Below are 21,778 nucleotides of genomic sequence, written 5' to 3'. Positions count from 1 at the left end.
TTGATAGTATAATTTGAGCATTTCAGCCTTCAAATATAGACCCATCAACTTCGTAAAAACATTGTCCATATCGCGAAAATCCGTGTTTGAGTAGTGCTAGGCCCAGTATGCGGGAGTGATGTGGCACTGGGGCTGCCTTCCCAGAGGGGCGATGACGACACTCTTAGATCCTCTGTCGATTTCGCTCCCTATGATTAAATTCCACCCTCTCCAATAGAACGAGAGTCTCGCTCGTCCTCAGGCCAACTGCCGAAAGGTAAATTCGCCCCAGGACACCCTGGAGCAGGCCTTAGACGCGTAGCGTTACCATCACACTCCGGTATCCCGACTGATCCACTGGCTGAAAGATCGCCGGGCTCGTCGGCCCGGAGAACAGCAGTTCCACATCCCCCTCAATGGCCGTCAGGGCATCCAGCACATGTCGCGCATTGAACGCCAGCCGCATCGTCCCAACCGTTCCGCTCTGCACGACGTCGAGCAGATCCTGCGCCCGGCCGTAATCACCCTCAGCCGCCAGGCGAAGTTTCCCCTCCCCGATCAGGAACTCGATTCGGTTGTTCGCGCCCCGGTCGGCCAGCACGGACACCCGCCCCACGGCTTCCTTCAGCAGGGCTGCCGGCAACCGCACCTGCAATTTGATCTCCTTCGGGATCACGCGGTCGTAGTCCGGGAACGCCCCATCGAGCAGCTTCAGGTTCATGCGCACCCGGGTCGTGGTCACACTCAGTTGCCCATCTCCGTACGTGAAGCGCGCCTCGCCGTCGCGCAGGACCCGCACCAGCTCGTCCACGCTGCGCGCCGGGATGATCAGCGTCTGGCCTTCCCCCGTCGAGGGGAAGTCGTAGAGCGCGACTCGATACCCGTCCGACGCCACCACCCGTGCGAACGCGGCATGCTGTTCAAGCTTGACGCCCCGGAAAACGGCCTGGAAGGCCTCGTTGCTCGCGGCGTACCGCACACTGCCCAGGGCCTTGGACAGGGCCGCCGCGTCCACCGTGGCATCCGCCACCTGGGGGAACGTCAGTGGGGGGTACGCTTCCACGTCGCCGATCTGCAACTTGACATCGCTGCCCTCCGCCCGCACGGTGAGTTCCTTGCCCTCCAGCGCGAGCTCGATCAGCTCGCCATTCATGTTGCGCACCACCTGAGCGAACAGGTGTGCCGGCACGACCAGGCTCTGCGGGTGATGCACTTCTGCAGGGGCGAAGCAGGCCAGGTCGACTTCCAGGTTCGTGCCGCTCAGGGTCAGGCCGGTCTCGCTGGCATCCATCCGGAGCATCGTCAGGAGGGGGTTGGTGCTGCGGGTGGGGATCACGCGCTCGAGGAGGCCCAGCGCCTCGCTCAGTGTGCGCTTGGTGATCTGGACGCGCAGAGACTCCCCCTGGGCCAGCAGGGCAGGTGGGGGCGTCTTGGTGGCCGGCGTGTTCCGGGGGGCCTTGGCGGCCGGGGTCTTCTTGGGGGTCGCGCTCATCGCAGCTTCCTTGGGGATCATGTGGGCGAGGTGGCCCCCGGGTGCGGGGGCCAGAACTGGTGGGAACGGGTGCAGGATACCGCCGAGCCTCAATTCAGCCCCAGGATCGCCCAGTCCTGCGCGGCGTCATGGGCGGCCTCTTCGAGGGCCTCGCGCAACTCCTGGTAGCGGTCGGGGTGCAGGTCGCTGGCGACGCCCGCCAAACTCTCAATCGCGAGGTACGTGCCGTCGTGATCGACGATGCGGACAGTGAGGCGTTCGAAGCGCCAGGTCACGCCGTGGAGGGCGCGACGCCGGGCAGCCTGGAGGACGCGCATCTGGGCTTCGTGCCGGGCGGCGTCGGGGGTGAGGTCCTGAAAGCACACGCTCGCCCGTGCTTCTTCCTCGGGGTCCCAAGCGGGGGTGAAGTACAGCCCGGCGCGGACTTCGACACTGTGGGCCGAGGGCGTCGGGGTGAGGGTACCGAGCTGGTGATCGGCGATGGTGGCGGCGGTGGGCTCCAGGGTGGCGGTGAAGGTGCTGGTGAGGGCGGGACGGAAGGGGTGGGCTCTAGAGGTGGGGTAGTTCAGCATGCCTGCCCATGGCCCCGGCGCACGCCTGGGGCCAGATCTCAACACGTCACGTGCGCTGAGCAGCTTGATGACTGGTCCGGTGACCAATGAAGTCGCACCACCGTCAGACAGAACGGCTGGGGGAAGGTCTCCCCTCCCCCGTCCCTCAAGCCGCGCTGAGCAGATGCATGACCCGCTCGCGCAAGCGCGTACTCCCCGAGCACATCAGCGTCCGCGCCTGCGCCAAGCGCGCCTCATCCCGCAGCACCACCGTTACCTGCCGCACCTCCCCATTCGGTCGCAGCACCAACGCCAGGAGCATGTCGCCTTCCGTGCCCGGCTCCAGATGGTCTCCCTGAATCGCGAACACCTGCTCGGCCTCCTGCGGCAGCTGGGCCGCCACACTCAAGCCGAAGCGGGACGACAACCTCACCAGCGGGGCAGTCACCATAACTGGCGCGGCCACCTCAACCACCGCCACCAGCGGCGTCACCACCGGCTCGGGCAGAACCTCGGCTACCACCGGCACCGTGCCCAGCGCCCCCGTGAGCAGCGCGTCCTGCGCTCCATCCGAGAGCCCGGCCAGAACCCCGTCGCGCAGGCTCGGCGCCAGCCGCTCGAAAGCCTCCACCCCGAAGGCGTCCTCTGCCCCCGTCGGCTGCACGTCCTTCGCGTCAAGCAGCTTTGCCACTTGCCAAGCTCCCGTGTCTGTCCCGACCTTCACCGTGATTTCCCCACGGCCCTCCAAGGCCTCGACCACGATGCCCTGCTGCCCATGCAGGCTCAGCGTCAGGCCCTTGTGCAACGGCAGCCCGCCCGCCCACACCACCGGCAGCTTCAGCCGCGTGATCGCCGCCATCGGATGCCCCGCCGCGCGCAACTTCTCGACCTGCGTGTGCAGGCCCCGCACCACGCGCGTCAGGTGCGCGATGCCCACCCGGTCCTGGGCACTCGGTCCCCTCTCCCGTCCGAGCGATTTCGCATGTCGGCGACTCAACTCCCGGAGGTTGTCCAGGTATTCCCGAATCACGCCCAGATCCGCACGCATGTTCGCCTCCCGCGCCTGCTGTGCGCGCTCTTCCTTCTTGCGCGCGATCTCCGCGCGGGTCGCCTCCGGGTTCCGGCTGAACATCACCGCCAGATCCTCGCCGGAGAAGCCCACGCCCTCAAATTCGCAGGAGGTCACACTGGGGTCATAGACCTGATCGGCCCAGCCCTTCTTCTCCAGCATCAGCTGGTAGCGCACCGCGTCGAACGACCCGCGCGCGAAGTACACGTGGTTGCGCACGACCTCCACCCACGTGCCCTGGCGCCGGGCGCGCCCGATGCGCTGCACGAACGCCTGGTGGTGGTACGGGTAGTCCATGTGGTGCAGGTCCGTGATGCCCTGATAATTCCCACCCTCCTCGATGACCTTCGACCCGATCACGCAGGTCAGCTCCCCTCGGCGGACCCGGCGTTCCACCTTCAGACGCTCTCCGCCTCCAGGGTGGGTCTGGGCGGTGATGACCTCGATCTCCCTCTCCGGGTACCCGGCCGTGATCAGAGCTGTCTTCAGCGCGTGGTAGGTCTGCGCGTTCTCGCCGCCCATATACATGAACACGAGGTTGCTGCCCCCACGTGCCCGCGCCTCCAGGCACGCCTGCACGCACGTCTCGAACCGGATGTTCGGCGCGTCCACGCTCATCAGCGGCGGGTGCAGCGTGAGCTTGAGCAACCGAGCGTAGATCGAGAAGATGTGGTTCTCCCCCTCCGAGTCCGGCGCATTCAGGTTCACCTGCTCGGCCTCGTACACGCTCATCACCTCCTCCGGCAGATCGAAGACGTGCTCGACGGCCTCCAGCGGCGGCAGGTTCAATCCCACCCGGTCATGCATCTGGCAGGACAGTTCCGTCTCCTTGATGACGTGCTGCCCCAGGATGGCGCGCAACTCGTCGAAGTTCCGGAAGCCGATCACGCACGGCACATACTCCACGTCCCCGCTCGGCTGGATGATGAGTCGGGGCTCGATCACGCAGAAGCGTGCGACGAACGTCGACACGTCCGGAATGCCATACGTCTCCAGCGCGTCCGTGTGCAAGGCGAGCATGTTGAAGATCTCCAGCGGGGAGTTCCCGAAGAAGGTCGCCGTCAGCCCTGCCGTGAGGCCGCCCTGGTCCCGCACGAAGCGGTACTTGTGTAAGGCGTCCAAGGCCCGGTTGCTCTCCCCTCCCCCACCCAGGAACTTGGGTCTACCTTCGCCGTACACACGTGGCGAAGCATGTGAGTTTTTATACATATGGCATTCGTCCGCCACAACGGCGTCGATCCCCAGGGCCTCGAAGGGCACATCGGTCTCCTCGGCCACGCTCACCCGGTTCAGGTGCCGTGCGAGGCTCGATTCGTACTTCGCCAGTGCCTTGTGTCCCCCCAGCTTGCGGTGGCGGTCGTCAAAGGTATCCGCCGTGCCCACACCGCTCATCAGGGATGGGTTGGACTCGATCATGCGCTTGTGCGTGGCGTGCAGCATGGGGATCATCTCGAAGGCCTCGGCCGTGAAGATCACCAGATCCGGCGCGTCCGTCAGGAGGGAGGCGATCTTCACGCGCCGCTGCGCCCCGGTATCCTCGCGGACTTCCGGCTCCCCGTCCTCGTTCAGGATGAATTTGCCCTGGGCATCCCGCAGCGGCTCTCCCCCAACCACAAGCACCCGGTACCCAGGCAGAGCGGTCGCGGCGTTCATGACCCAGTCACCCAGGCGCGAGAGCGGGACCACGATCGCCGGCAGTTGCGCGCGACCGGACTGTTTGAGCAAGGCGACCAGCATCATCGCAGAGAGCGTCTTGCCTAGACCCACGTCGAAGTTCAGGATGACGCCGTCCATGCGCGCGGCCGTCCGCACGTGCCCCGCCTGGAAGGGGTGCGCGAGCGGTCCTTGGTACGCGTCGAGCACCAGCGCACGCATATCCGGCTGAGGTGGGATCACGCCATACCGGGCCTCGTTCAGGACCGTCTCGACCTCGCCGGCGAGGTCGCTTCCCAACAGCCACGACCGGAAGTGGGCCGCCAGTTCGCGCTCATAGTGCACCGCTTTGAGTTGGAAGGCGCTGCGCTCGGCGTTAATCTGCGTTTCGGTCTTGGCCTCCTCATCCTGCACGCTCTGGACGGGCGTGCGGTAGTTCAGATACTCCTCCAGATCCCGCACCCGTCCGCCCGGCACCACCTTGCGGTCGGCGAGATTCCAATCGTCTTTCAACGTGTTCCGCAAGCGGAGCTGCACGCCGTAGCTGCTGCGGGATGCATGGATCAGTTCGGCTTCCACGCCCTCCTGGTCCCACTGGTTGCGCTTGACCGTCGTGCGCGTGCCCAGGTAGATGTTCACCCACGCGGTCAGGACCTGCTCGGGCAGCAGTACGTCGCGGGGTTCGAGCGTCATGTCGCACAGATCCTTCCAGGGCGTCATGGCCCGCAGCTTGGCGGCCTGTGTCAGTATGGCAGTCTGCCGCACCCCCTGTTCCTCTGCGGCCAGGGTGTCGCAGGCCTGCGCCTTCTGGGCCGCATTGCCCCGGTAGTACGTGGCGTTCGCTTCCCACATCTTCCCGTCGAAGGCGTACTCCGCCAGGAGGTGCGCGTTGGCCGCCACCTGGGGCACGCGGGCATAGGCGCTCAGGGCGTGCTCGTCAAGCAGCCCGTACGCCTCCAACTGCTGGGCGACTTCACTGATCGTGCCCCCACGAATCTGGATGGCCGTCCGCTGCACGTCCTCCAGCACTCGGGCCGGCGCGCCGCTCGTATCGACCAGCACCCGTAACAGCGGGAACTGGGAGACGTACTTCCCGATCATCGCCAAGTCGTAGGGACCGTAGGCCTGCACGTGCGCATCGTGGGCGGCCCCCAGTGCTGGACGCAGGTGCGGGTCACCCTTCAGCAGGCGACCACGCGCCTTGACGGCCAGCCGGGCGACCCCCAGGGCACTCAGGAGCGCCGGGTTGTTCAGGCCGCCGTTGTAGCGCCACATGCCCGCCGCGAAGCGGTACCGCCGGCAGGGGCTGACCTGACCCTCCTGGATGGGGTGCAGGCTCGCCGGGATCTCCCGCACCACCTGCGCGGCCGTCTCCCCCAGGAGAGTCCGAATGGCCGACTCCAGGCCCGGACGGGTGAGGATGTCGAAGCGGCGCCGGGTGAGCGTATGCACGACGTTCTCCAGCTTCTCCTCGGACACGCCGAACTCCCCCTCGAGCACGGGATCGCCGAACCGGCCGGTCCGCACGCCAGTCTTCCCGGCAGCCAGGCTCTCGAAGATGCCCGCACTTACCCAGCGCTCGTCCTTATCCTGCTTGAAAGCCACGGCGCCTTCCACGAACCGGCGCAAGGCGAAGTCCTGAACGCAGCGCGCCTCCCGGAGTTGATCGCGCTGCTAAGGCGTCAGGGCCTGGAGTACCTCGTAAACCCCCGCGTCATGCCGGCGCAGCACGAGGACGGCCGTCGTCACACCCGCACCGGTCAACCGGAAGGCGCCCTCGGGCACGAGGAAGGCGCCCAGCAGGTGCGCGCGGTCCAAGAGCTCCTCGCGGGACTTCTGCTCGCTCGGGTTGCGCAGCATGGCCTCGGGGACCACCGTGATCATGTACCCGCCCGGCAGCAATCTCTCCAGACCTGCGAAGGTGAAGTACCAGTGCGCTGCGCGGATGTGTGGCCGGTCCAGATTGCCACTCTCCCCACGGCCGCCATAGGGCGGGTTACCAATCACCAGATTGAAGGGCCGGTCCTGAGACTGCCGGTGGTAGCTCTCGAAGGGGACGTGATGATGGGCCACGTCCGGATACAGGGCCCGGGTGACCAAGCTGCTCGTTTCGTCAAGTTCGACGGCGGTGATCTCGGTGTATCTGGAGGCCGTTTCGAGGAACGCTCCACCCCCAGCAGCAAACTCCAGGGCACTCGGTCCCGCTTTGAGGACAGCCGCGATCTCCCAGCAGAACTTCGCCAGGGCACTCGGCGTGTAGAAGGCATTCGTCGAAGCGCTCTGGTCGCCTAGGCCACCGGCGCCACTGAACGCCAGCAGGGCACGCACGGCCTCCGGGGTCAATTCCCCGTCCATGCGGGCAATCTGGTCGGCGAGGGCGTTCGCCTTCAGGCGGGTGGCTACGTCACTGGTCTGGAGGGCCTCGACCCCCATCGGACGGTGCAAGGGACGGCCGCTGGGCTGCGGGGCACTCTGGAGGGCGAAGGCCCGCAGCTCGGCGTCGTCCACCCGGGCAGCCTCCACGTCGATGGGAGGGAGGGTGAGGGTCTTGGTGACCTTGGGGGCCTTCTTGCTCTTGGCGGGAGTGGGGGGCTGCCAGGTGCCGAACAGGTCGGTGGTGAGCAGTTGGGGCTGAGCCGAGGGGGTTTTGGTCATGCGCGACCCCTGGCCCGCGCTTGCGCGGGCCATACCTCACAGGCCCGCGCTGACGAAGACGGTCTGGCCGCCCTGCACCCCTGGGGTGAGGTTCCCTCGGCGGAAACTGAACAAAGCCCCCAGCGGGGGCCAAAGCTTCCAGTTGCAGTCAGTGAAGAGTTCTTCCAGGCTGAACGTGGCCTCAGCCTCCGGAGGCACATACGCCCGGATCGCCCGCCGCGCCAGGGTCTCCGCGAGCGTCTTATGCGCTGCCCGACCCCACGCCACCCCCTCGTCGCACGCCCCCCGTTCTCCTACCAGGCCCCGCAACGTCTGCCCCCGACACTCCCACGTGATCCCCTGGATCTGTCGGTCGATGGTCACCACCCACAGGTCGCAGACCCGCAGGTCATCGCGGTGGTACAGCCGAACCGCGTGATGCCGGTGCGCGTCCACGACTGGGGCATACCGCCACCGCACGACCTCACCTGGATGGCACTGCCGCAGCTGCACGAGTGCCAAGTCGGCGAGCGCATGATCATCCGTACACGCCACGCCCTGGTCCCCCACGTAGATCAGGTAGGTGAGCGACGGCTCGCGCAGCGGGCCACCCCTCGAACGCGTCGACCCGGTCATGACAGCTGCACCCGAGGACGCAAGAAGTCCTCAAGGGAGAACGGAACGATGGCCACCTCCTGAGCGGCTGGATCCAACTCCAGGCGGGCTTCGGCGAAGCTCATCGCCTGAGCGTGGGAGAAGCCCTCTCCCCTCACCGCACGTCGGTCCCCCAACCCCCCACACCGCACCTGCCCGCGGAACATGATCTTCGTCTGGGAGGTCCACTCGCCCTTCCAGCACTGCACGCGGTGGCGCACCACCACTTCAATCTCCTCGACCGTCCGCAGCACCTCCAGGTCCTTGAGCTGAACGGGCCGCGCAGGAGCGAGCCAGACCCGTTCACCGATATCAAAGTACGCGGGACGGAGATTGCGCACAGCCTGGTCGCCCAGCACCTGGGTGAGCACAGCGGCGCAGGGGCCTTCTTTACTGGTGTGAACGACGTACATACCTTCAAAGAGCATCACACCCCAGGCGCTGTCAACTCAGCGAGGGCGAACCAGCGGCCACGCGCGGTGATCTTCAGGCTGCCCCAGCAGCACGCTCATCCGGGCCGCCTGCTGCACTTCGAACTGGGCTGGCCAGAGCGTCAACGTCTCCTCCTCCACCGGCCGCTCGTGCTGGGCGTGCAGCACCCGCTCCAGGGCCGCCACACCCTGTTCGCCGAGGACGTCACAGAAGTCCTGGCCCGCAGGCAGGGCCGGCAACTGCTGGACCCGGGGCGCGCCGGAGGCGAACGCCAAGTCCTGCATTCGCGCACGCATGCCGTCTCCACTCCGGTCGGCGTCCGCGTAGATCAGGACTTCACGGTCCAGCCCTTCGAGGAACGGCCAGGTGTCCGTCCCCGCGAGCCCCTGTACATCCAGGTCGAGGCCCGACTGCCGGATGACCCGCCATGCGGCCGCCGCGTTCAGCTCACCCTCGACGAGCAGTACCCGCTTGGCCTGCCCGTACCTGGGGTTGCACCAGGCCGGCGTGCTCAGGCCCGGAACCATGACCTGGTACTTGCTCTTCACCGCGTCCGTGCGCCGGCGCTTGATGTTGTACGCCCGCCCATCCGGACCCCGCACCAGGAAGACCAGATCGCCCTCGTACTTGAACGCCTGCAGGCCGTCCGCGAGCCACAGGCCTCGACGCGCGAGTTCCTGCGCGGCCGCATCCTCGGCCTTCAGTGGCTCAAGGCGGTCGCGCAACTCCCCGAACTGGCGTTGCGTCATGGGGCGCACTTCGGCTGCCTTCTGCCGCGCTTCGGCGAGCGTGTCCCGGGGCGTGAAGGTCACGGTATGTTTCGCGCCTCCGCTGCCCTCGTCCCAGGTACTCGCCGTGCCGGTGAACTCCAGGAGGGCCTGCCTGGCCTGGGCGCCGGACTGACCGAGACTAGTCAGGAAGGTGAACGCCGTGCCCTGCCCGCTGTTCCGCCCGCGCTTCTTCCACATCCACGTGCCGGCCCCATTGCGCCAGACGCTGAAGCTCGGGTTGGCCTCGTGCATGCCGGGGCGCGGATCGCAGATGGTGCCGCCCTTGGTGCCCAGGCCCCGGACGGCCTCGTGCCCGCAGAGGTGGGCGATCAGACCAGGCAGATCGCAGGTGTCAATGGCGGTGGTGAGACTCATACGAATGAACTGGCTCACGGGAAGTCCCGTGGGCCAGAACTGAAAACGTGAAAGTGGCCCCACACGGGGGCCAACGGTTCTAGTGCGCGCCCAGTATCGTTTCGACGAGAAGGGTGCCGTCGTGGTCCTGTGGATTCAGCGTCTGGGCGAGGTGGAGGAAGGCGCGTGCGTGGAGGGGGGCACAGTTGAGCCGGAGCCCCGCCTGGGCCGGGTGGGTGAGGAGGTAGCCGACCGCCTGGCCGTCCCGCTGGAGCACGCATTGGAAGTGCTCGTTCGGCTCCTCGATAGGGTCCAGGAGTGCGAAGCCCTGGAAGGGCGCAGTGTCGCGGGGAGGTAGGGGGCGCCAGCCCTGGTACCGGATGTAGATCTGCACGAGTCCAGGGGCGTACTCGGGATCATCGGCAAGGGCCGCGATGGCACTGACCGGCATGCCCAGGGGAAACTGAATCTGGGTGGGGACGTCCTCGGGAAGACGAGTCTGCGTCTGGAGGACCTGACGTTCGAGACTGAGTTGATCGAGGGTGAAGTGACGGAGGAGTTCACCCATCAGCAGGTGGCCCTCGTGGTCATGCAGATGACGGTCCTGTGCGAGTTCCAGAAAGGCCTGGGCTTCTGCTTCGGGAAGTTGGAGCTGTACGGGCCGGTTCGCCGCACTGGCCTGAGCGAGCCCAATGGGGTGACCGTGTCGGGTCAACACGCACCGGAATTCACCCGTCTCCGGGTGCGCCTCGAGGTCCGTGAGGAAGAAGCCTTGGAACTGGGGATGCCGGGAAATCGTCATACCGATCAAGTGGCCCCGGTTTCGGGGCCAGAGCTCAGGAGGCGACGGGGGTAAGGGGCAAGGGCTGCCAGCCTCGGTGCCGGACATAGTAGTCGGTCAGGCCCGGAGAGAAATGCGGGTGGCGAGCCAGCTGCGTCAGATCGTCCAGGGTCAACGTCAAGGGGAGCTGCTGTTGGGTGCGCAAGCCCAGGGGATGGTCCGGATCTGGGGCGGTGCGGACGATCTGGTATCTCGTCGACAGTGGGTCGAGTTCGGCAGCTTCGAGCAACTCAAGCATGAGCATGCCGGTCTCCTGATCCAGGGGGTCGAGGCGCAGCGCCAGCTCGCGGAGCGCCGTCTCGTCCTCTGCCGCGAGCGACATGAATACCGCACTTCCACGGTCGGTCCAGACGCGCCCCAGCACCTGGCCGTGACGGGTCAGGATGCAGGCGAAGTCGCCGTCCTTGCCGTTCTGAATGTTCTTGACGAAGAAGCCCTCGAAGCGGGGATGAAAATTAGGATCCATACGTGTGGGTGGCCCCAGACCTGGGGCCAGACCTGACCTGCTCAGGTCAGGGAAGGAAGAGACTGCCACCCCTGATGGCGAACGTAGTAGTCCCGCAAGCCCGGCTGTACGTCTGGTCGCCTGGCATAGCGCGCAAGGTTCTGCGGTGTCCACGTCAGCGGTAAGGATTCGATTTGGGAGGCCGTCTCGCCCTGGGGTGTGGTCCTGACGTACTGGGCCGTCAGCACTTGAGCATCGAAATGCAGGCATTCGGCCAGGGCGTAGAACAGACCTTTGATCGGATCTTCTGAGAAACCGAGGTGAGCCGCGAGTGTCAGAAAGGCCTCCCGGTCCTCAGTGTACAACTGAAACTGCAGCACCTGCCCCTCCAGGTCATGGCGGATGGTCCCGATGTACTGTCCGTCCCGAGCAAGCGTAGCCTCGAAATCGTCCAGTCGATCCGTCTCCTCAGAGAACCTCAGACTCAATAGTTCGAAGCCCTGAAACTGTGGATGCGGCCGATGCGGCAAAGGCTGCCAACTGGTCTGCGGGACATAGACCTGGACTAACCCTGGGGCGTACTCCGGCATGTGCGCCAGCTGGGCCAACGCCTCGTGACTGAGATCGGGTGACAGTCGGAACACCCGCAGCTGCTCACCTGGGGCAGACGTACCGCTCCGAACCATCTGGTGGTGTTGAGCGTCCTGTTCCACCTGCCAGCAGTCCAGCATCTCACCCAGGAGCAGTCGACCGTCCGCGTCCTCCGCCCGCAGCCTGAGCGCCACCCAGAACGTCAGGTCCCACTTCAGGCCCTCGGGTTCGAAGTGCGGAGGGGAGCCCGGCGACCAGCGGACTGTGCCGACTGGTTCTCCAGAGCAGGTCAGAGTACAGGACACTTCACCCTCACGGCCCTGCTGGACCTGTGCGAGGAAGAAGCCGTTGAACCGGGGATACCAGGCATGCGGAACAGTCATGCTCGGGGATGGCCCCACCTGGGAGCCAGATCTTCAGCGTACGGCCAGCTGCTGCGCCCACCCAGCTTGGGTCGTATCGACCGGGAGTGGCGTGACGGTCTCATTGCGGTCGTAGGCGAGTTCAAGCAGCGTGACCTGGTGGTGCTCCAACCGCCGGACCGTGGCCTGTCCCCTGAGGGCGCGGCCGAGATCAAAGCACGCCCGCTCCAGACAGGCGAGCACTCCATCGCGTTGGAGCCGACGGGTGACGCTGATTTCCTGCCCGAAGGTCGTGATGTCCCGGATGGCTTCGTGCAGGCAGGGCGGCGCGTGCTCCAGGCGAGTGGCGTAGTGAGCGAGCGCCTGACCATGGCCCAGATGCGTTGCGGGGCCGGAGGCTGGGAGCGGCGCGAAGAGTTGGTGGACCCCCTCGACAAAGACATACCGCCTCGCCAGGGGATCAGGAGCCAGGCGGGCGTCCTGCCAGGCTTCCTGCACGAGCGCCTGGATGTCCGTTGAGGACGTGCGGAGGTGCTCTGCTAGAGCAGGAGCGAGTGGGTGCGCCTCCGTCTGCGAGATCAAGAGGAGCAGGGTCGACCAGGGTGTCATGACGGCAGCGTGGCCCCCACCACGGGGGCCAGCACTCATTTTAGGAAGGCGCGCAGAAAACTTGGGAAGTACGTCAGTAAGTGCGCTCCATCCCGAAGAGCAACGCACCGCCCGAACGCCGCTTCGTACTGCGCCTGAATCCGGGGTGCGTCTCCGAGGAGGACGGGGATGATCATGCCCTTGTGCTTGCCTCGGAGACGCTGGCAGTCCTGGTAGTCGTCACTGCACAGCCCACCATCCGTGATCACGAAGGTCAGGCTTTGCCCCGGGAGGACGGGCCGCCAAAGGGCTTCGAGGGCAGGGGAGAGGACGGTGCTCCCGCGGGCGTGCAATTGGGCGACCGTGTTCAGGGCCGTGTCGCCGCCCGGCTGCCCTGGGTCCACGAGGGGGACGATCTGTTCGTCGAAGGCCACGGCGATGAGCGGGACGCCCGCAAGCTGGGCGGCATAGGTCAACGCGAAGGTCAGTTCCCGTGCGGCGTCCATGTTGTCGCCCTTCATGCTGCCGCTGATGTCCACGGCCAGGCGCACATGGGTTTCGGTGAGCTTCTCAGCACCCACCCGCTGGTCGAAGCACCGTTCGCTGCCGGTGAGGGCACGGTCGGCCCGGTAGCGGCCCCGGTCCCGACTCTGCTGCACGTGGCTGGGCTTACCCTTGGCCTGGAGGAGACCAGCAAGTTGTCGGCTGAGCCCGGTGAGTTGCGCTTTGAGTTCCAGGGTCGTGGCGGTGGGGAGCTGCTCCGGTATGGGACGCGTGGGCCGTCCACCACCGTTCCCCTTGCCGGAGCCTGCACCCTGGGGGTCCTCTTGCGCCCGTTCGTCAGAGGAGAGGACCTGTTGTCCCGTGCCGTCGAGGAGGTGCGCAAGGTCATCGCGTCGGGGGGCGTCCGCAGGGAGGCCAAGGATGTTCAGAATGTCGCGCGCGGCCGTGATGACGTCCGCGAAGTCTGGAGCGGTCCAAGCATCTTCGAGGATGGTGCACACGCGGGGCCAGGGATGGGCGTCGGCCTGGTCCGGGATATAGGCCCAAGTAGGGTGGTGCCAGGTGAAGCGATGGAGGAGGCAACCCCGGATGAGGTCACCGCCGGTTCCACCGCCCGCGATGCTGTGTGCGGCATCAGCGTCGGCGGCGAGGTGGAAGAGTGCCTGGAGTTGAGGGAACGTCTGGGCCATAAGGCGTTCCATGCGTTCGTCCTCGATGATGTTGACGAGCTGCCCAAGGAGACCGGCGGGGAGGTCTCCGCTGTGATGGGTGTGGCCGGCCTCGTGCGCGATCAAGCTTTCGAGGTAAGCGACATGGAAGGCGCGGATGTCGCTGGGGAGCCCACGCACGCCACTGCGGTACAGAAGTGGGGGATAGGGGTACTCCGGATTGCAGACGACCTGCTTGGCCTTCATGTTGACGTAGGCCGTGGGTTCACTGGTCGTCAAGGTGAGCTGGTAGGTGGGACGCCAGGAGTAGTAGCGCCAAGTCTGGCGGCTCCAGTCCTGGATGTGGGGGGCCTGCCACCAGTGCGCGGAAGGGGTCATAAACGAGTTTGGCCCCCCGAAGTTGGGGGGCCATACCTGTCTTGAGGACGTGCGTCCTCAGCCGCGAGGAGTTGAGGACGCACGTCCTCAGCTCAGGATCTCTTGGAGCTTTTGGAGAAGTGCGCGTGCTTCGGCACGCTTATCGTCAGGTAGAGCAGCCACTCTCTCGGGGTTGATACCCTTGAATAGCTGCTTAAATTCCGGAGAAACAGTCTTTTTTCCAAGAATACTATTTACTTCAGCAGAAATCTGTTTGAGAGATAAGGCATCTTGCGTGATCTTATCCAAAAGAAGTTTTCTGTCATTTCCCTCAGGAAGACGAACAAGCTCAATAATATTGCGCCAAGGGGCAAGCCTACTTCGAATGGCATCCAATTCTAGTGATGATAAACGCAAAAAATTGAGACGATGTCGTGCCCAAGCGTCTAAAGAATGATTTCCATAGCTTCGTAGCTTCTTACCAAGTTCGTGAGGATCTTCCGCATCCTTCCGAGCGGCCTGCCGCAGAGCTGCCGGTAATTCATCTTGATCTAATCCAGTTTCTTGCGCTAGAAGTTGAAGAACTCCAAATGTTTCATCAACAGCATTGAGATTTTCCCTCTGTAGATTCTCTATCAGAGCAATACGATAGCTATTTTGCTCATCTTTCAATATAACAGGCACTTCATTGAGGTTGACAAGACGGGCGGCGCGTAGTCGCCGTTCACCTGCAATCAACCAGTACTCCCCCTCGGCATCTTGACTTACCAGCAAAGGAGAAAGTACCCCATCCCGCCTCAGACTTTCCCCTAAATCTAAGAGCCGATCCTCGCTAAATGCCTCTTCCTGATTTGTGTGCCGTCCACGTGGATTAAATTCATCACGTACTCGAATCTTCAGAGGAGACAACAGAAGTACGCTTGGACTCTTTAACCCCGACACAAGATCACTAGATGTGAAGTCCAAACTGAGCTTGGGACGAGTGCCACGCATCAGACTCCTGCCTCCAACTTAGACGCAAGATTGAGCATTTGTAGAATTTCAGAAGCGAGAACATCATATTCGGCCTTTGGACTATGCTTTGGTGCAAATACAGCTATAGGCTCTTGAGCCATAGAGGCATCCTTATAGAGGACATTTTTAAAAGTTATCGGGGTTGTGCTTGGCGCTAGAGCAGATAGTTCATCATTCAAATACCTTAAGATATCCTTGTCATGATTCTGTGCGGTATTTATAGAATGGGGAACAAATGCCAGTACGTTAAGATTTGGAGCATATAGTCGGGCATCTCTTAAAACTTCAGCAACATTATTGATATTCTCCAAGGCTTTACTGGCGTTTACTGGTATGATCATATGATCACTTGCAGCAACAGCAGCCAGAGCCATTGAAGTTCTACCGGGAGGAGCATCTAAAAGTACAATATCGTACCTGCCTTTGAGGCTGTGTATTGCCCTTCTAAGATAGTCCATTCTCTGCCTATCGTCATATAGAAGAGCATCGCCGGCACTAAGTTTACTGTTCGCTGGTACAACATCCATACCAAATGCCCGAAGTGGAGTAGGCAGATCTGCTTCAGGATCGCTAATTACACTAAATACGGTACGATCAAGCCGACTTGCAGGTGGTTTAGGCTGATCTTGCGTAGGAGTCAATAACCCCAGCCATCTCGTAAGAGATGCCTGAGCGTCCAAGTCAATAAGTAAGACCCGGTAACCCCGATTCGTCAAGGCGTATCCAAGGTCACGGGTGACAGTTGTTTTTCCAGCCCCGCCCGCTTGATTGTAGATACTGATAACTTGCATATCACCCTCCTGGGGTTGTGGGGGAAGACGGTAATAGTCTTCTATGGGTATGATTGCTGCGACAGGTCGGTCATGATGCGTAATCAGCACATGTTGCCCATCACCAACCTGCACCAGCACACGGCTCAGTTCTTTGCGTATTTCTTTCCCCCGAACTTTAATGGGGGGGCTGACTGGCGTCATAGTCACACTCTAGCAGAAAGTTTAAACTTTTACAGCTTTCAACATGAGAGAAGATGCTGGGGACGCGGTTGCGTCCCCAGCACGTTTAAGCGACTTTGCGCTGCTGGCATTCAGCCTGCAATTTGACCTTGAGCATGTTGATGCCTGCCTCGTCCGGCGTTCCCGCCTGGGTCATCGCGCAGCAGAACGGCACCACGGTCACCAGTAAGGCGGCCTCCAGCGCGGCCCGCAGGAGCATCCCCATATCCAGCAGGTCCTGCACTTCCGCGAGGTAATTCAGCGTGACGCCAATGTTCATCGGCCGCTCTAGCAGCTGCCCATCTGCGGTCGTACTCGAGCGCGTGACCACCTCCAGGCTGTACGCCACCTCCGCTGCCGGCGCGCAGGCCTGCCGATACACCGGCAGAATGTCCGCCGCCTCCGGATACTCCAGAAACAACGTCCGCTGAAACCGGCGCAGCAGGGCCGGGTCGATCTCCCCACTCTGCGTATAGCTCCCCCCCACGTTCGTCGTGCAGATCACCGACAGCAGACTCGTCGAGGCGTACAACACCTCCCCGGCGCCGGGCAGCTCCAACGTGTAGTACCGCCCCGCCGGATGCGCCTGTCCCGTCAACGCTTCCAGCTCCTCGGCATTGACATCATCCAGTCCCCCAATCAGGACGTTGCGGTGATAGGCATCCAGGCGCAGCAGCTCGTCCACCAGCAGCACCACCCGCTCGCCTCCCTGCGCGAGCCGCCACGCCCGGGCGAGCGGCCCATCCATCCATTGTGGTCCCTGCACGGTGGGGGAGATGAACCCGATCATGTCCCGGTCTTCCAGGCCTGGCCGCCCCTTGATGCTCACCAGGCGCGCGCCCGTCTGGAGGGCCACGCGCTTGTCCAGTTCGGTCTTCCCACACCCGGTCGGCCCACAGAGCAACGCCCGGACGCCCCGGCCCACCCGGCGAGCCAGCACGCTTTCGGGAGAGAGGGGATCGGCGGCCGCCCGCTTGACCGTCCCACCCCACAGGAGTGGCGTGTGCTCATAGCGTGCCGGCGCAGGGAGGGCCGCTTCGCTCTCCACCCGGTAGGCCCCCTCAAGCTTCCCCACGGTGTAGAGCGTGTCGAGCACCTTGCACATGGCGTCCTTAACCGGCTCCTGGGCGCTCAGGTTGCTCAACTGTATCCTGGCGAGCGGCAGGCGGACGTCCTTCATCGTCTCCAGCAGGCCTTGCCAGCGCTCCTGCAACTCCGGGTGTTTCCCAAAGATCAAGGCCTCGCCGAGAATCAACAGGTACGGCCGAACCGTCGTCCCGGCGTTCACCCACGAGAAGTTGCTCTGTCCCTGCTCGACGCGAATCACCTGTCGCCCACCGTGCTTGTCTTGACACTCCAGGGTGAGGGTCTGCCCCTCCTGATGCGCCTGCACTGAGCCGAGCAGCACCTGACATGCGGCCGTCAAGGCCCCCCAGGGCACCCGACGCATGGCCATCCCGTTCGGATCGAGCAGGCTCCGGCAGGTGGAAGGCATGTTGACCATCCCTTTCGTCCCCAGGCTGGGAAACAGGTCGCAGGACATCGAGAACACGCGTCTGGAATCGATCATGCCCGCACCGTGGCCCCCACCGGGGGCCAGAGCTTTATCCGACAAGCTTGAGGAGCGGCTGCGCACCGTCCAGCCAGTGTCCGAGCGTGCCCAGCGCCTTCTCCAAGCCTTCAGACCGCCAGGCCAGCCAGGTCCCGTCCACGCTGTCTGCGCCCAGGGGGGCCAGGGCACGGCAGCGTCGGGCAGAGTTCACCCGGCCGACGTGCACGTAGAGCCCCTGGCGCGCTGCACGTGCGAGCAGGGTTGCCGCGTGAGCCTCCCGCCAAGCATCTGTGCCGCCCAGAAACACGGCCTCACAGCCTTCAGGAAAGGGCCAGGCCTCGCAACCATCCTGCAAGACATAGGCCAACGGGAAGCCCCGCCCCACGAAAGCGAACAGGTGCTCTTCCCAAGAATCCAGGGTAGCTCCACCGTCCCCGGGCACGTCTGGGAGCGTCACGAAGAGGCTGGTGGGCGCATAGGGTTCGAGCCGGTCAAGCAGATTCAGATACCGACCCAATTCAACCCCATAAGGCCCGAAGACGTCGCAATCACACGCCCAGGACCGGCCGCTCCGGATGCCTCGTCCCAGGCCCGTACGGGGTTGAGTCATGACCCCAATGTGCGGGTGCGCCTGGAACGCATCGATATCACTAGCCGTAGGAACGAGGTACCGCATCCCCGCAGCTGGCCCCCGAGTCTCGGGGGCCAGAGCTGAAAGGGAAGAGCCCCCTTCCTGAGACACGAAGCCAACGCGCCTTCAGCTTGACGGAGCGGGCAGCGGCTGGGAGAGGCCCTGAGGGCAGGGCCTTCCCGAAACACGGCGCGTGCTTACCCCTGTGCTTGTCGGGACCAGGTGGGCAGCGTCCAGATGACGCGCACGTCCGCGCTCTCCGGGACACCGGCTGTCGTGGCCACCAGCAGGCCGGTCTGTTCCTCACCGGTCGGCAGACGGATCTCCGCCCGCACCTGGTGAGTCATCTGGTCGCCGACCGTCTTGCGCAGGTGATTCGCGTGCAACAGATTGCTCCCTGCGGGCAGGTGCTGGCGGAGCAGGTCGAGGAGGAAGGTGTCCAGGGGGAGGTAGTGGGGCTTGAGTTGCTCAGGCATACGCACAGAAGGCCCCCGAAGGGGCCAGACATCAAGCGACAATGTCGAGCACCTGCAGGCCACCCCCACAGTGCTCGTGGATCAGCTCGCATAAGCCCGGCATCTCCTCCGGCCGCACGGGGAGGAGCGTGCGTCCCTGCTCGTCGAAGGCCGCGCACGTCGTGGAGGTGTGGTGGAGCTGCCAGACCGGATCGTGCACCAGCTGGGAGTGGATGATCACCCTGACCGCGGTGGGGTAGATCCGGCGCACCTGGGGCAGCAAGATCGGAGGGAAAGGCGAGAAGTCTTCCTGCACGCGCGGCATCAGTTCAGATGCTATTCACAAGGGAACATAAGAGTTCGGAAGACGGAGAGAAGGCTGAGCATCGGTAGGGGAGGGGAGAGGTGGTTCCTCACTCCCTATCTCATTTACTTGAACAAAGCCTAGACGGTCGGGCCGAGGCAGGGCTCAGCACGGGCGATGGAAGGGGAGCAACCAAAAAGGCCCCACCTCTCTCCCGGCACGCAGCGAAGGAGAGAGGTGGGGCCTTGTTCATCAGGGCAACGCAGCGCAAGACGAGCACCTCAGCTTAGGTCACCGTGAGGTGGCGAAGGCGGAGCTCCTAGTCTTCAACTTGGGTTTGACCCAGGTCTCGTACGCGCTCTGCAGTGTGGCGACGAGCGTGCGCAACATTTGGGCCGTGAGCCACCCTTGCAGAGGCGTCGGCAGGGAGGGGCGACGTACTGCAGCAGTTAAGCGAGGACCAGGATCACCAGCTCGCGGGCACTCGTCCCCTTGATTTCCGGCACCACCTGGCCCACGACTTCCGACACGATGTTGCGCAGCTCAGGCGCCAGCGTGAGGGCCTCCATCCACGTCAGCTTGCCGTCGTTCCGCACGGCCGCCACAGTCTTGCGAATCAGGCTGTCGGCTGCCGGCAGGATGAGGGCCAGGCGCTCCGCCAGGGCGACGTCGTCGAGGGGCGTGACCTCGGTGGTCGTGTTGAGAGCAGGCACCTGGAGGGGGGCGCTGCCGAAGGTTCCATTGGGCACCCAGCTCGGTGTCGCGCCGGTGCTCTTGCGAGGGACCTGTACCGTCTGTTCGATGACGACACCCTGCTCACGGCGCGTGCGGAGGATCTCGGCGATGCGGGGATCAATGGTCATGGAGGTCTCCTGAAATGGGCGCGGCCCCGCCACGTGGGCAGGGCCGGAAGAAAGGACAGCGCTCAGAGCTTGGGGTGCTTGCGACGCCACTCCTGCTCGTCAAGGATCGCTTGTTGCTCGACGCACCAGGATAAAAATTGGAGCCGCTGCTCCTGCGCCTGGTAACTCAACTCTCGAAGATGCTCCAGGTGTTCGGCGAACTTCTGCGCGGTCATGGTTCCAACGAGCCACTCCCCCTTGTCCATGTCTCACTGTTCAAGGTGCGATTGCGCTGGACGAACAGGATGGATGACCAGCCCTTGATCACTGAAGGTCACTCGGCGGTCGGTCGCGGATCGGGGAGGCGACCCGGTGTCGCTGCAGCTGGTGTGCCCTGCGCCGGGTCACTCGGGTCGACCGGGACCGGACCCAATCCGTTCTGTGCGTTCGCTCGATCGGCGAGGCTCCCCCGGATCTGGTGCACGCCCATCATGGCGATGCACCTGGCGAGCAACTCACCGAACGCCCCGGGCAATGGTCGCCCGGTGAAGTAGGAGTGGGCGAACAGGATGAGGAGAAGGTAGAACCCCTGCACCCCAGGGACGAGGGTGGAGAGGCCGCCTGTCGTTCCGGGAATGATCACGCGCCGCAACCGGGCACCAGGTGTCTCCGGAGGCTGAGCGGCCTCAGCCGGTTTGGACAGAGAGCTTCTCGCCGACGCGCGACTGCTTCGTGATTCGGTGCACGCCACTGGCCAGCGTGATGATGTCGCCTTTGATCGTCGCCGCGTCCGGGTTCACCTCGACGCCGTTCACGAGGAGCCGTGCTGCCGGCAACTGCGGTGCACGAGCTCGTTCCGAGTCTTCAGCGCGGCCGCCTGATCGCGCAACGTGCCGATGATGTTGCGGTAGCGCGCGAGACGATCAGCCGCGCCGTTCTGTCCACCGTTGATAGCCTGCGTCACCGCGATCAGGTCGCCCGCATCCGCCCGGCTGTTCAGGCCCCGGTCATTCCAGAACGCGGCGGCGATCAGGGCAGCGACCGGGAGTTGCAACGCGAGCTTCGGATTCCCCGCGAGGTCCAGACCCAGCGGCGCCCCATACGCCCGGTAGGCTGCCAGGCAACTGCCGACGCCTCAGTTCCACGGTGCCGTGTATCAATGTGATGGTGTTCCCGGGGTAGGTCACCGCCGTATCGAAGGTCAAGCGTGCGGCGAGCTCGGTCGAGTGTGTTCAGTCCAGAGTGACCGTGTCGTCCTGCGCGGTAATGGTGACTCTGTACATAGAGGGCATAGTTACAGGGTGAGGTTGACCCGATTTTGCGCAGATGGAGATAAGCCCCCACGATAGGAGGCACCCTCATGACGACCCGCAGAATCCATACCGCTGAGTTCAAACGAGATGCTGTGCAGCGGACTGAGGTTGACCCGATTTTGCGCAGATGGAGATAAGCCCCCACGATAGGAGGCACCCTCATGACGACCCGCAGAATCCATACCGCTGAGTTCAAACGAGATGCTGTGCAGYTCGCSCGCACCAGCGGCAATCTCTCCGGCACCGCCCGCGACCTGGGCATCCGTGTCTCCTTGCTGCGAAAATGGCGGAACGCGCAGCAGAYCAACGGGGAAACCGCGTTCCCAGGACAGGGCCGTCAGGCCCTGAGCCCCGARCAGCAGGAGATTCAGCGGCTCCGCAAGGAAAACGAGATCCTGCGTCAGGAGCGTTCCTGAAAAAAGCGACGGCCTTCTTCGCCAAGGAAACCCTGCGCTGAGGTATCAGTTCATCAATGCTCACCGCCCCCAGTACCGCCTGGACGTGCTGTGCCGGGTGCTGGAGGTGTCGGTGAGYGGGTACCACAGCTGGCGAAGAAGGCCCATCTCAACGCGCACGCAGCAGGATGCGCTGCTSSAGCAGCGCATCCAGGACATTCACCAGCGCWGCAAAGGACGGTATGGAGCACCACGCATTCATGCGGAGTTGCAGGCTCAGGGGCAGCGGGTGTCCCGCAAGCGGGTCGCCCGCCTGATGCGCGACCGTGGTCTGCG

22 protein-coding genes and 1 pseudogene are annotated in these 21,778 nt (G+C 64.0%); 1 reads left to right on the top strand and 22 read right to left on the bottom strand.

Annotated elements, in window-relative coordinates:
* Positions 1 to 289: 289 nt before the first annotated feature.
* The 22 genes from dnaN to ASF71_RS10340 all read right to left on the bottom strand — a co-directional run bounded on the left by dnaN (position 290) and on the right by ASF71_RS10340 (position 20,788).
* The gene (gene dnaN / locus ASF71_RS10430) at positions 290 to 1,372 is read right to left on the bottom strand and encodes a DNA polymerase III subunit beta (protein WP_056299274.1); all 1,083 of its coding nucleotides are present in this window, start codon (positions 1,370 to 1,372) and stop codon (positions 290 to 292) included.
* A 188-nt stretch (positions 1,373 to 1,560) separates the two neighbouring features.
* A complete protein-coding gene (locus tag ASF71_RS10425; RefSeq protein ID WP_056299271.1) occupies positions 1,561 to 2,043 on the bottom strand; it encodes a hypothetical protein in 483 nt (160 codons plus the stop codon).
* A 145-nt stretch (positions 2,044 to 2,188) separates the two neighbouring features.
* Entirely contained in the window at positions 2,189 to 6,349 is a 4,161-nt protein-coding gene (locus ASF71_RS10420; RefSeq protein ID WP_235514319.1) for a DEAD/DEAH box helicase, read from the bottom strand.
* Between the two features lie 69 nt (positions 6,350 to 6,418).
* Positions 6,419 to 7,399: an N-6 DNA methylase gene (locus ASF71_RS25085; protein ID WP_235514316.1), complete on the bottom strand. Its 981-nt coding sequence runs from the start codon at positions 7,397 to 7,399 to the stop codon at positions 6,419 to 6,421.
* Positions 7,400 to 7,435: 36 nt separating this feature from the next.
* Positions 7,436 to 8,014, bottom strand: coding sequence for a hypothetical protein (locus ASF71_RS10415; protein WP_056299267.1), 579 nt, complete (start codon positions 8,012 to 8,014; stop codon positions 7,436 to 7,438).
* Positions 8,011 to 8,445: a hypothetical protein gene (locus tag ASF71_RS10410; protein ID WP_235514315.1), complete on the bottom strand. Its 435-nt coding sequence runs from the start codon at positions 8,443 to 8,445 to the stop codon at positions 8,011 to 8,013. Before ASF71_RS10410 ends, ASF71_RS10415 begins: the two co-directional genes overlap by 4 nt.
* Positions 8,446 to 8,481: 36 nt before the next feature.
* A complete protein-coding gene (locus ASF71_RS10405) occupies positions 8,482 to 9,627 on the bottom strand; it encodes a toprim domain-containing protein (protein WP_235514312.1) in 1,146 nt (381 codons plus the stop codon).
* Between the two features lie 61 nt (positions 9,628 to 9,688).
* The gene (locus ASF71_RS10400) at positions 9,689 to 10,390 is read right to left on the bottom strand and encodes a hypothetical protein (protein WP_056299257.1); all 702 of its coding nucleotides are present in this window, start codon (positions 10,388 to 10,390) and stop codon (positions 9,689 to 9,691) included.
* Between the two features lie 34 nt (positions 10,391 to 10,424).
* Positions 10,425 to 10,895, bottom strand: a complete 471-nt coding sequence (locus tag ASF71_RS10395; RefSeq protein ID WP_056299254.1) for a hypothetical protein — start codon at positions 10,893 to 10,895, stop codon at positions 10,425 to 10,427.
* Positions 10,896 to 10,936: 41 nt separating this feature from the next.
* Positions 10,937 to 11,848, bottom strand: coding sequence for a hypothetical protein (locus ASF71_RS10390; protein ID WP_056299251.1), 912 nt, complete (start codon positions 11,846 to 11,848; stop codon positions 10,937 to 10,939).
* A gap of 33 nt (positions 11,849 to 11,881) precedes the next feature.
* Complete coding sequence (locus tag ASF71_RS10385) at positions 11,882 to 12,436, bottom strand: hypothetical protein (protein ID WP_056299248.1); 555 nt, start codon at positions 12,434 to 12,436, stop codon at positions 11,882 to 11,884.
* A 35-nt stretch (positions 12,437 to 12,471) separates the two neighbouring features.
* Complete coding sequence (locus ASF71_RS10380; RefSeq protein WP_056299245.1) at positions 12,472 to 13,965, bottom strand: vWA domain-containing protein; 1,494 nt, start codon at positions 13,963 to 13,965, stop codon at positions 12,472 to 12,474.
* A gap of 87 nt (positions 13,966 to 14,052) precedes the next feature.
* The gene (locus ASF71_RS22620) at positions 14,053 to 14,937 is read right to left on the bottom strand and encodes a ParB/RepB/Spo0J family partition protein (protein ID WP_235514310.1); all 885 of its coding nucleotides are present in this window, start codon (positions 14,935 to 14,937) and stop codon (positions 14,053 to 14,055) included.
* Positions 14,937 to 15,932: a type II toxin-antitoxin system prevent-host-death family antitoxin gene (locus ASF71_RS22615; RefSeq protein WP_082505916.1), complete on the bottom strand. Its 996-nt coding sequence runs from the start codon at positions 15,930 to 15,932 to the stop codon at positions 14,937 to 14,939. The genes ASF71_RS22620 and ASF71_RS22615 overlap by 1 nt, the downstream gene beginning before the upstream one ends.
* 85 nt (positions 15,933 to 16,017) lie before the next feature.
* Positions 16,018 to 17,520: an AAA family ATPase gene (locus ASF71_RS10375; protein WP_056299242.1), complete on the bottom strand. Its 1,503-nt coding sequence runs from the start codon at positions 17,518 to 17,520 to the stop codon at positions 16,018 to 16,020.
* A 34-nt stretch (positions 17,521 to 17,554) separates the two neighbouring features.
* The gene (locus ASF71_RS10370; protein ID WP_235514306.1) at positions 17,555 to 18,112 is read right to left on the bottom strand and encodes a hypothetical protein; all 558 of its coding nucleotides are present in this window, start codon (positions 18,110 to 18,112) and stop codon (positions 17,555 to 17,557) included.
* Positions 18,113 to 18,330: 218 nt separating this feature from the next.
* Positions 18,331 to 18,609 (bottom strand): hypothetical protein, encoded by a 279-nt coding sequence (locus ASF71_RS10365; protein ID WP_056299237.1) that lies wholly within the window; start codon positions 18,607 to 18,609, stop codon positions 18,331 to 18,333.
* 31 nt (positions 18,610 to 18,640) lie between these two features.
* Positions 18,641 to 18,913, bottom strand: a complete 273-nt coding sequence (locus ASF71_RS10360) for a hypothetical protein (RefSeq protein WP_056299234.1) — start codon at positions 18,911 to 18,913, stop codon at positions 18,641 to 18,643.
* A 428-nt stretch (positions 18,914 to 19,341) separates the two neighbouring features.
* Positions 19,342 to 19,755: a hypothetical protein gene (locus ASF71_RS10355; protein ID WP_056299231.1), complete on the bottom strand. Its 414-nt coding sequence runs from the start codon at positions 19,753 to 19,755 to the stop codon at positions 19,342 to 19,344.
* A 62-nt stretch (positions 19,756 to 19,817) separates the two neighbouring features.
* Positions 19,818 to 19,970 carry a hypothetical protein gene (locus ASF71_RS10350; RefSeq protein ID WP_156372728.1) on the bottom strand — a complete coding sequence of 51 codons (153 nt, stop codon included), beginning with the start codon at positions 19,968 to 19,970 and terminating at the stop codon, positions 19,818 to 19,820.
* A gap of 450 nt (positions 19,971 to 20,420) precedes the next feature.
* Positions 20,421 to 20,549 (bottom strand): hypothetical protein, encoded by a 129-nt coding sequence (locus tag ASF71_RS25540; RefSeq protein ID WP_255354732.1) that lies wholly within the window; start codon positions 20,547 to 20,549, stop codon positions 20,421 to 20,423.
* Positions 20,546 to 20,788: a hypothetical protein gene (locus tag ASF71_RS10340; RefSeq protein WP_056299221.1), complete on the bottom strand. Its 243-nt coding sequence runs from the start codon at positions 20,786 to 20,788 to the stop codon at positions 20,546 to 20,548. Before ASF71_RS10340 ends, ASF71_RS25540 begins: the two co-directional genes overlap by 4 nt.
* Before the next feature lie 420 nt (positions 20,789 to 21,208).
* On the opposite strand from ASF71_RS10340, the pseudogene ASF71_RS23685 reads away from it, so the two are divergent.
* Positions 21,209 to 21,778, top strand: a pseudogene (locus tag ASF71_RS23685) (IS3 family transposase); the annotation flags it as partial.

This window comes from Deinococcus sp. Leaf326 (assembly GCF_001424185.1).
Lineage (GTDB): Bacteria > Deinococcota > Deinococci > Deinococcales > Deinococcaceae > Deinococcus.
Note: the sequence above shows the minus strand (reverse complement) of the source record. Positions and strands in the feature narration are given on the sequence as shown.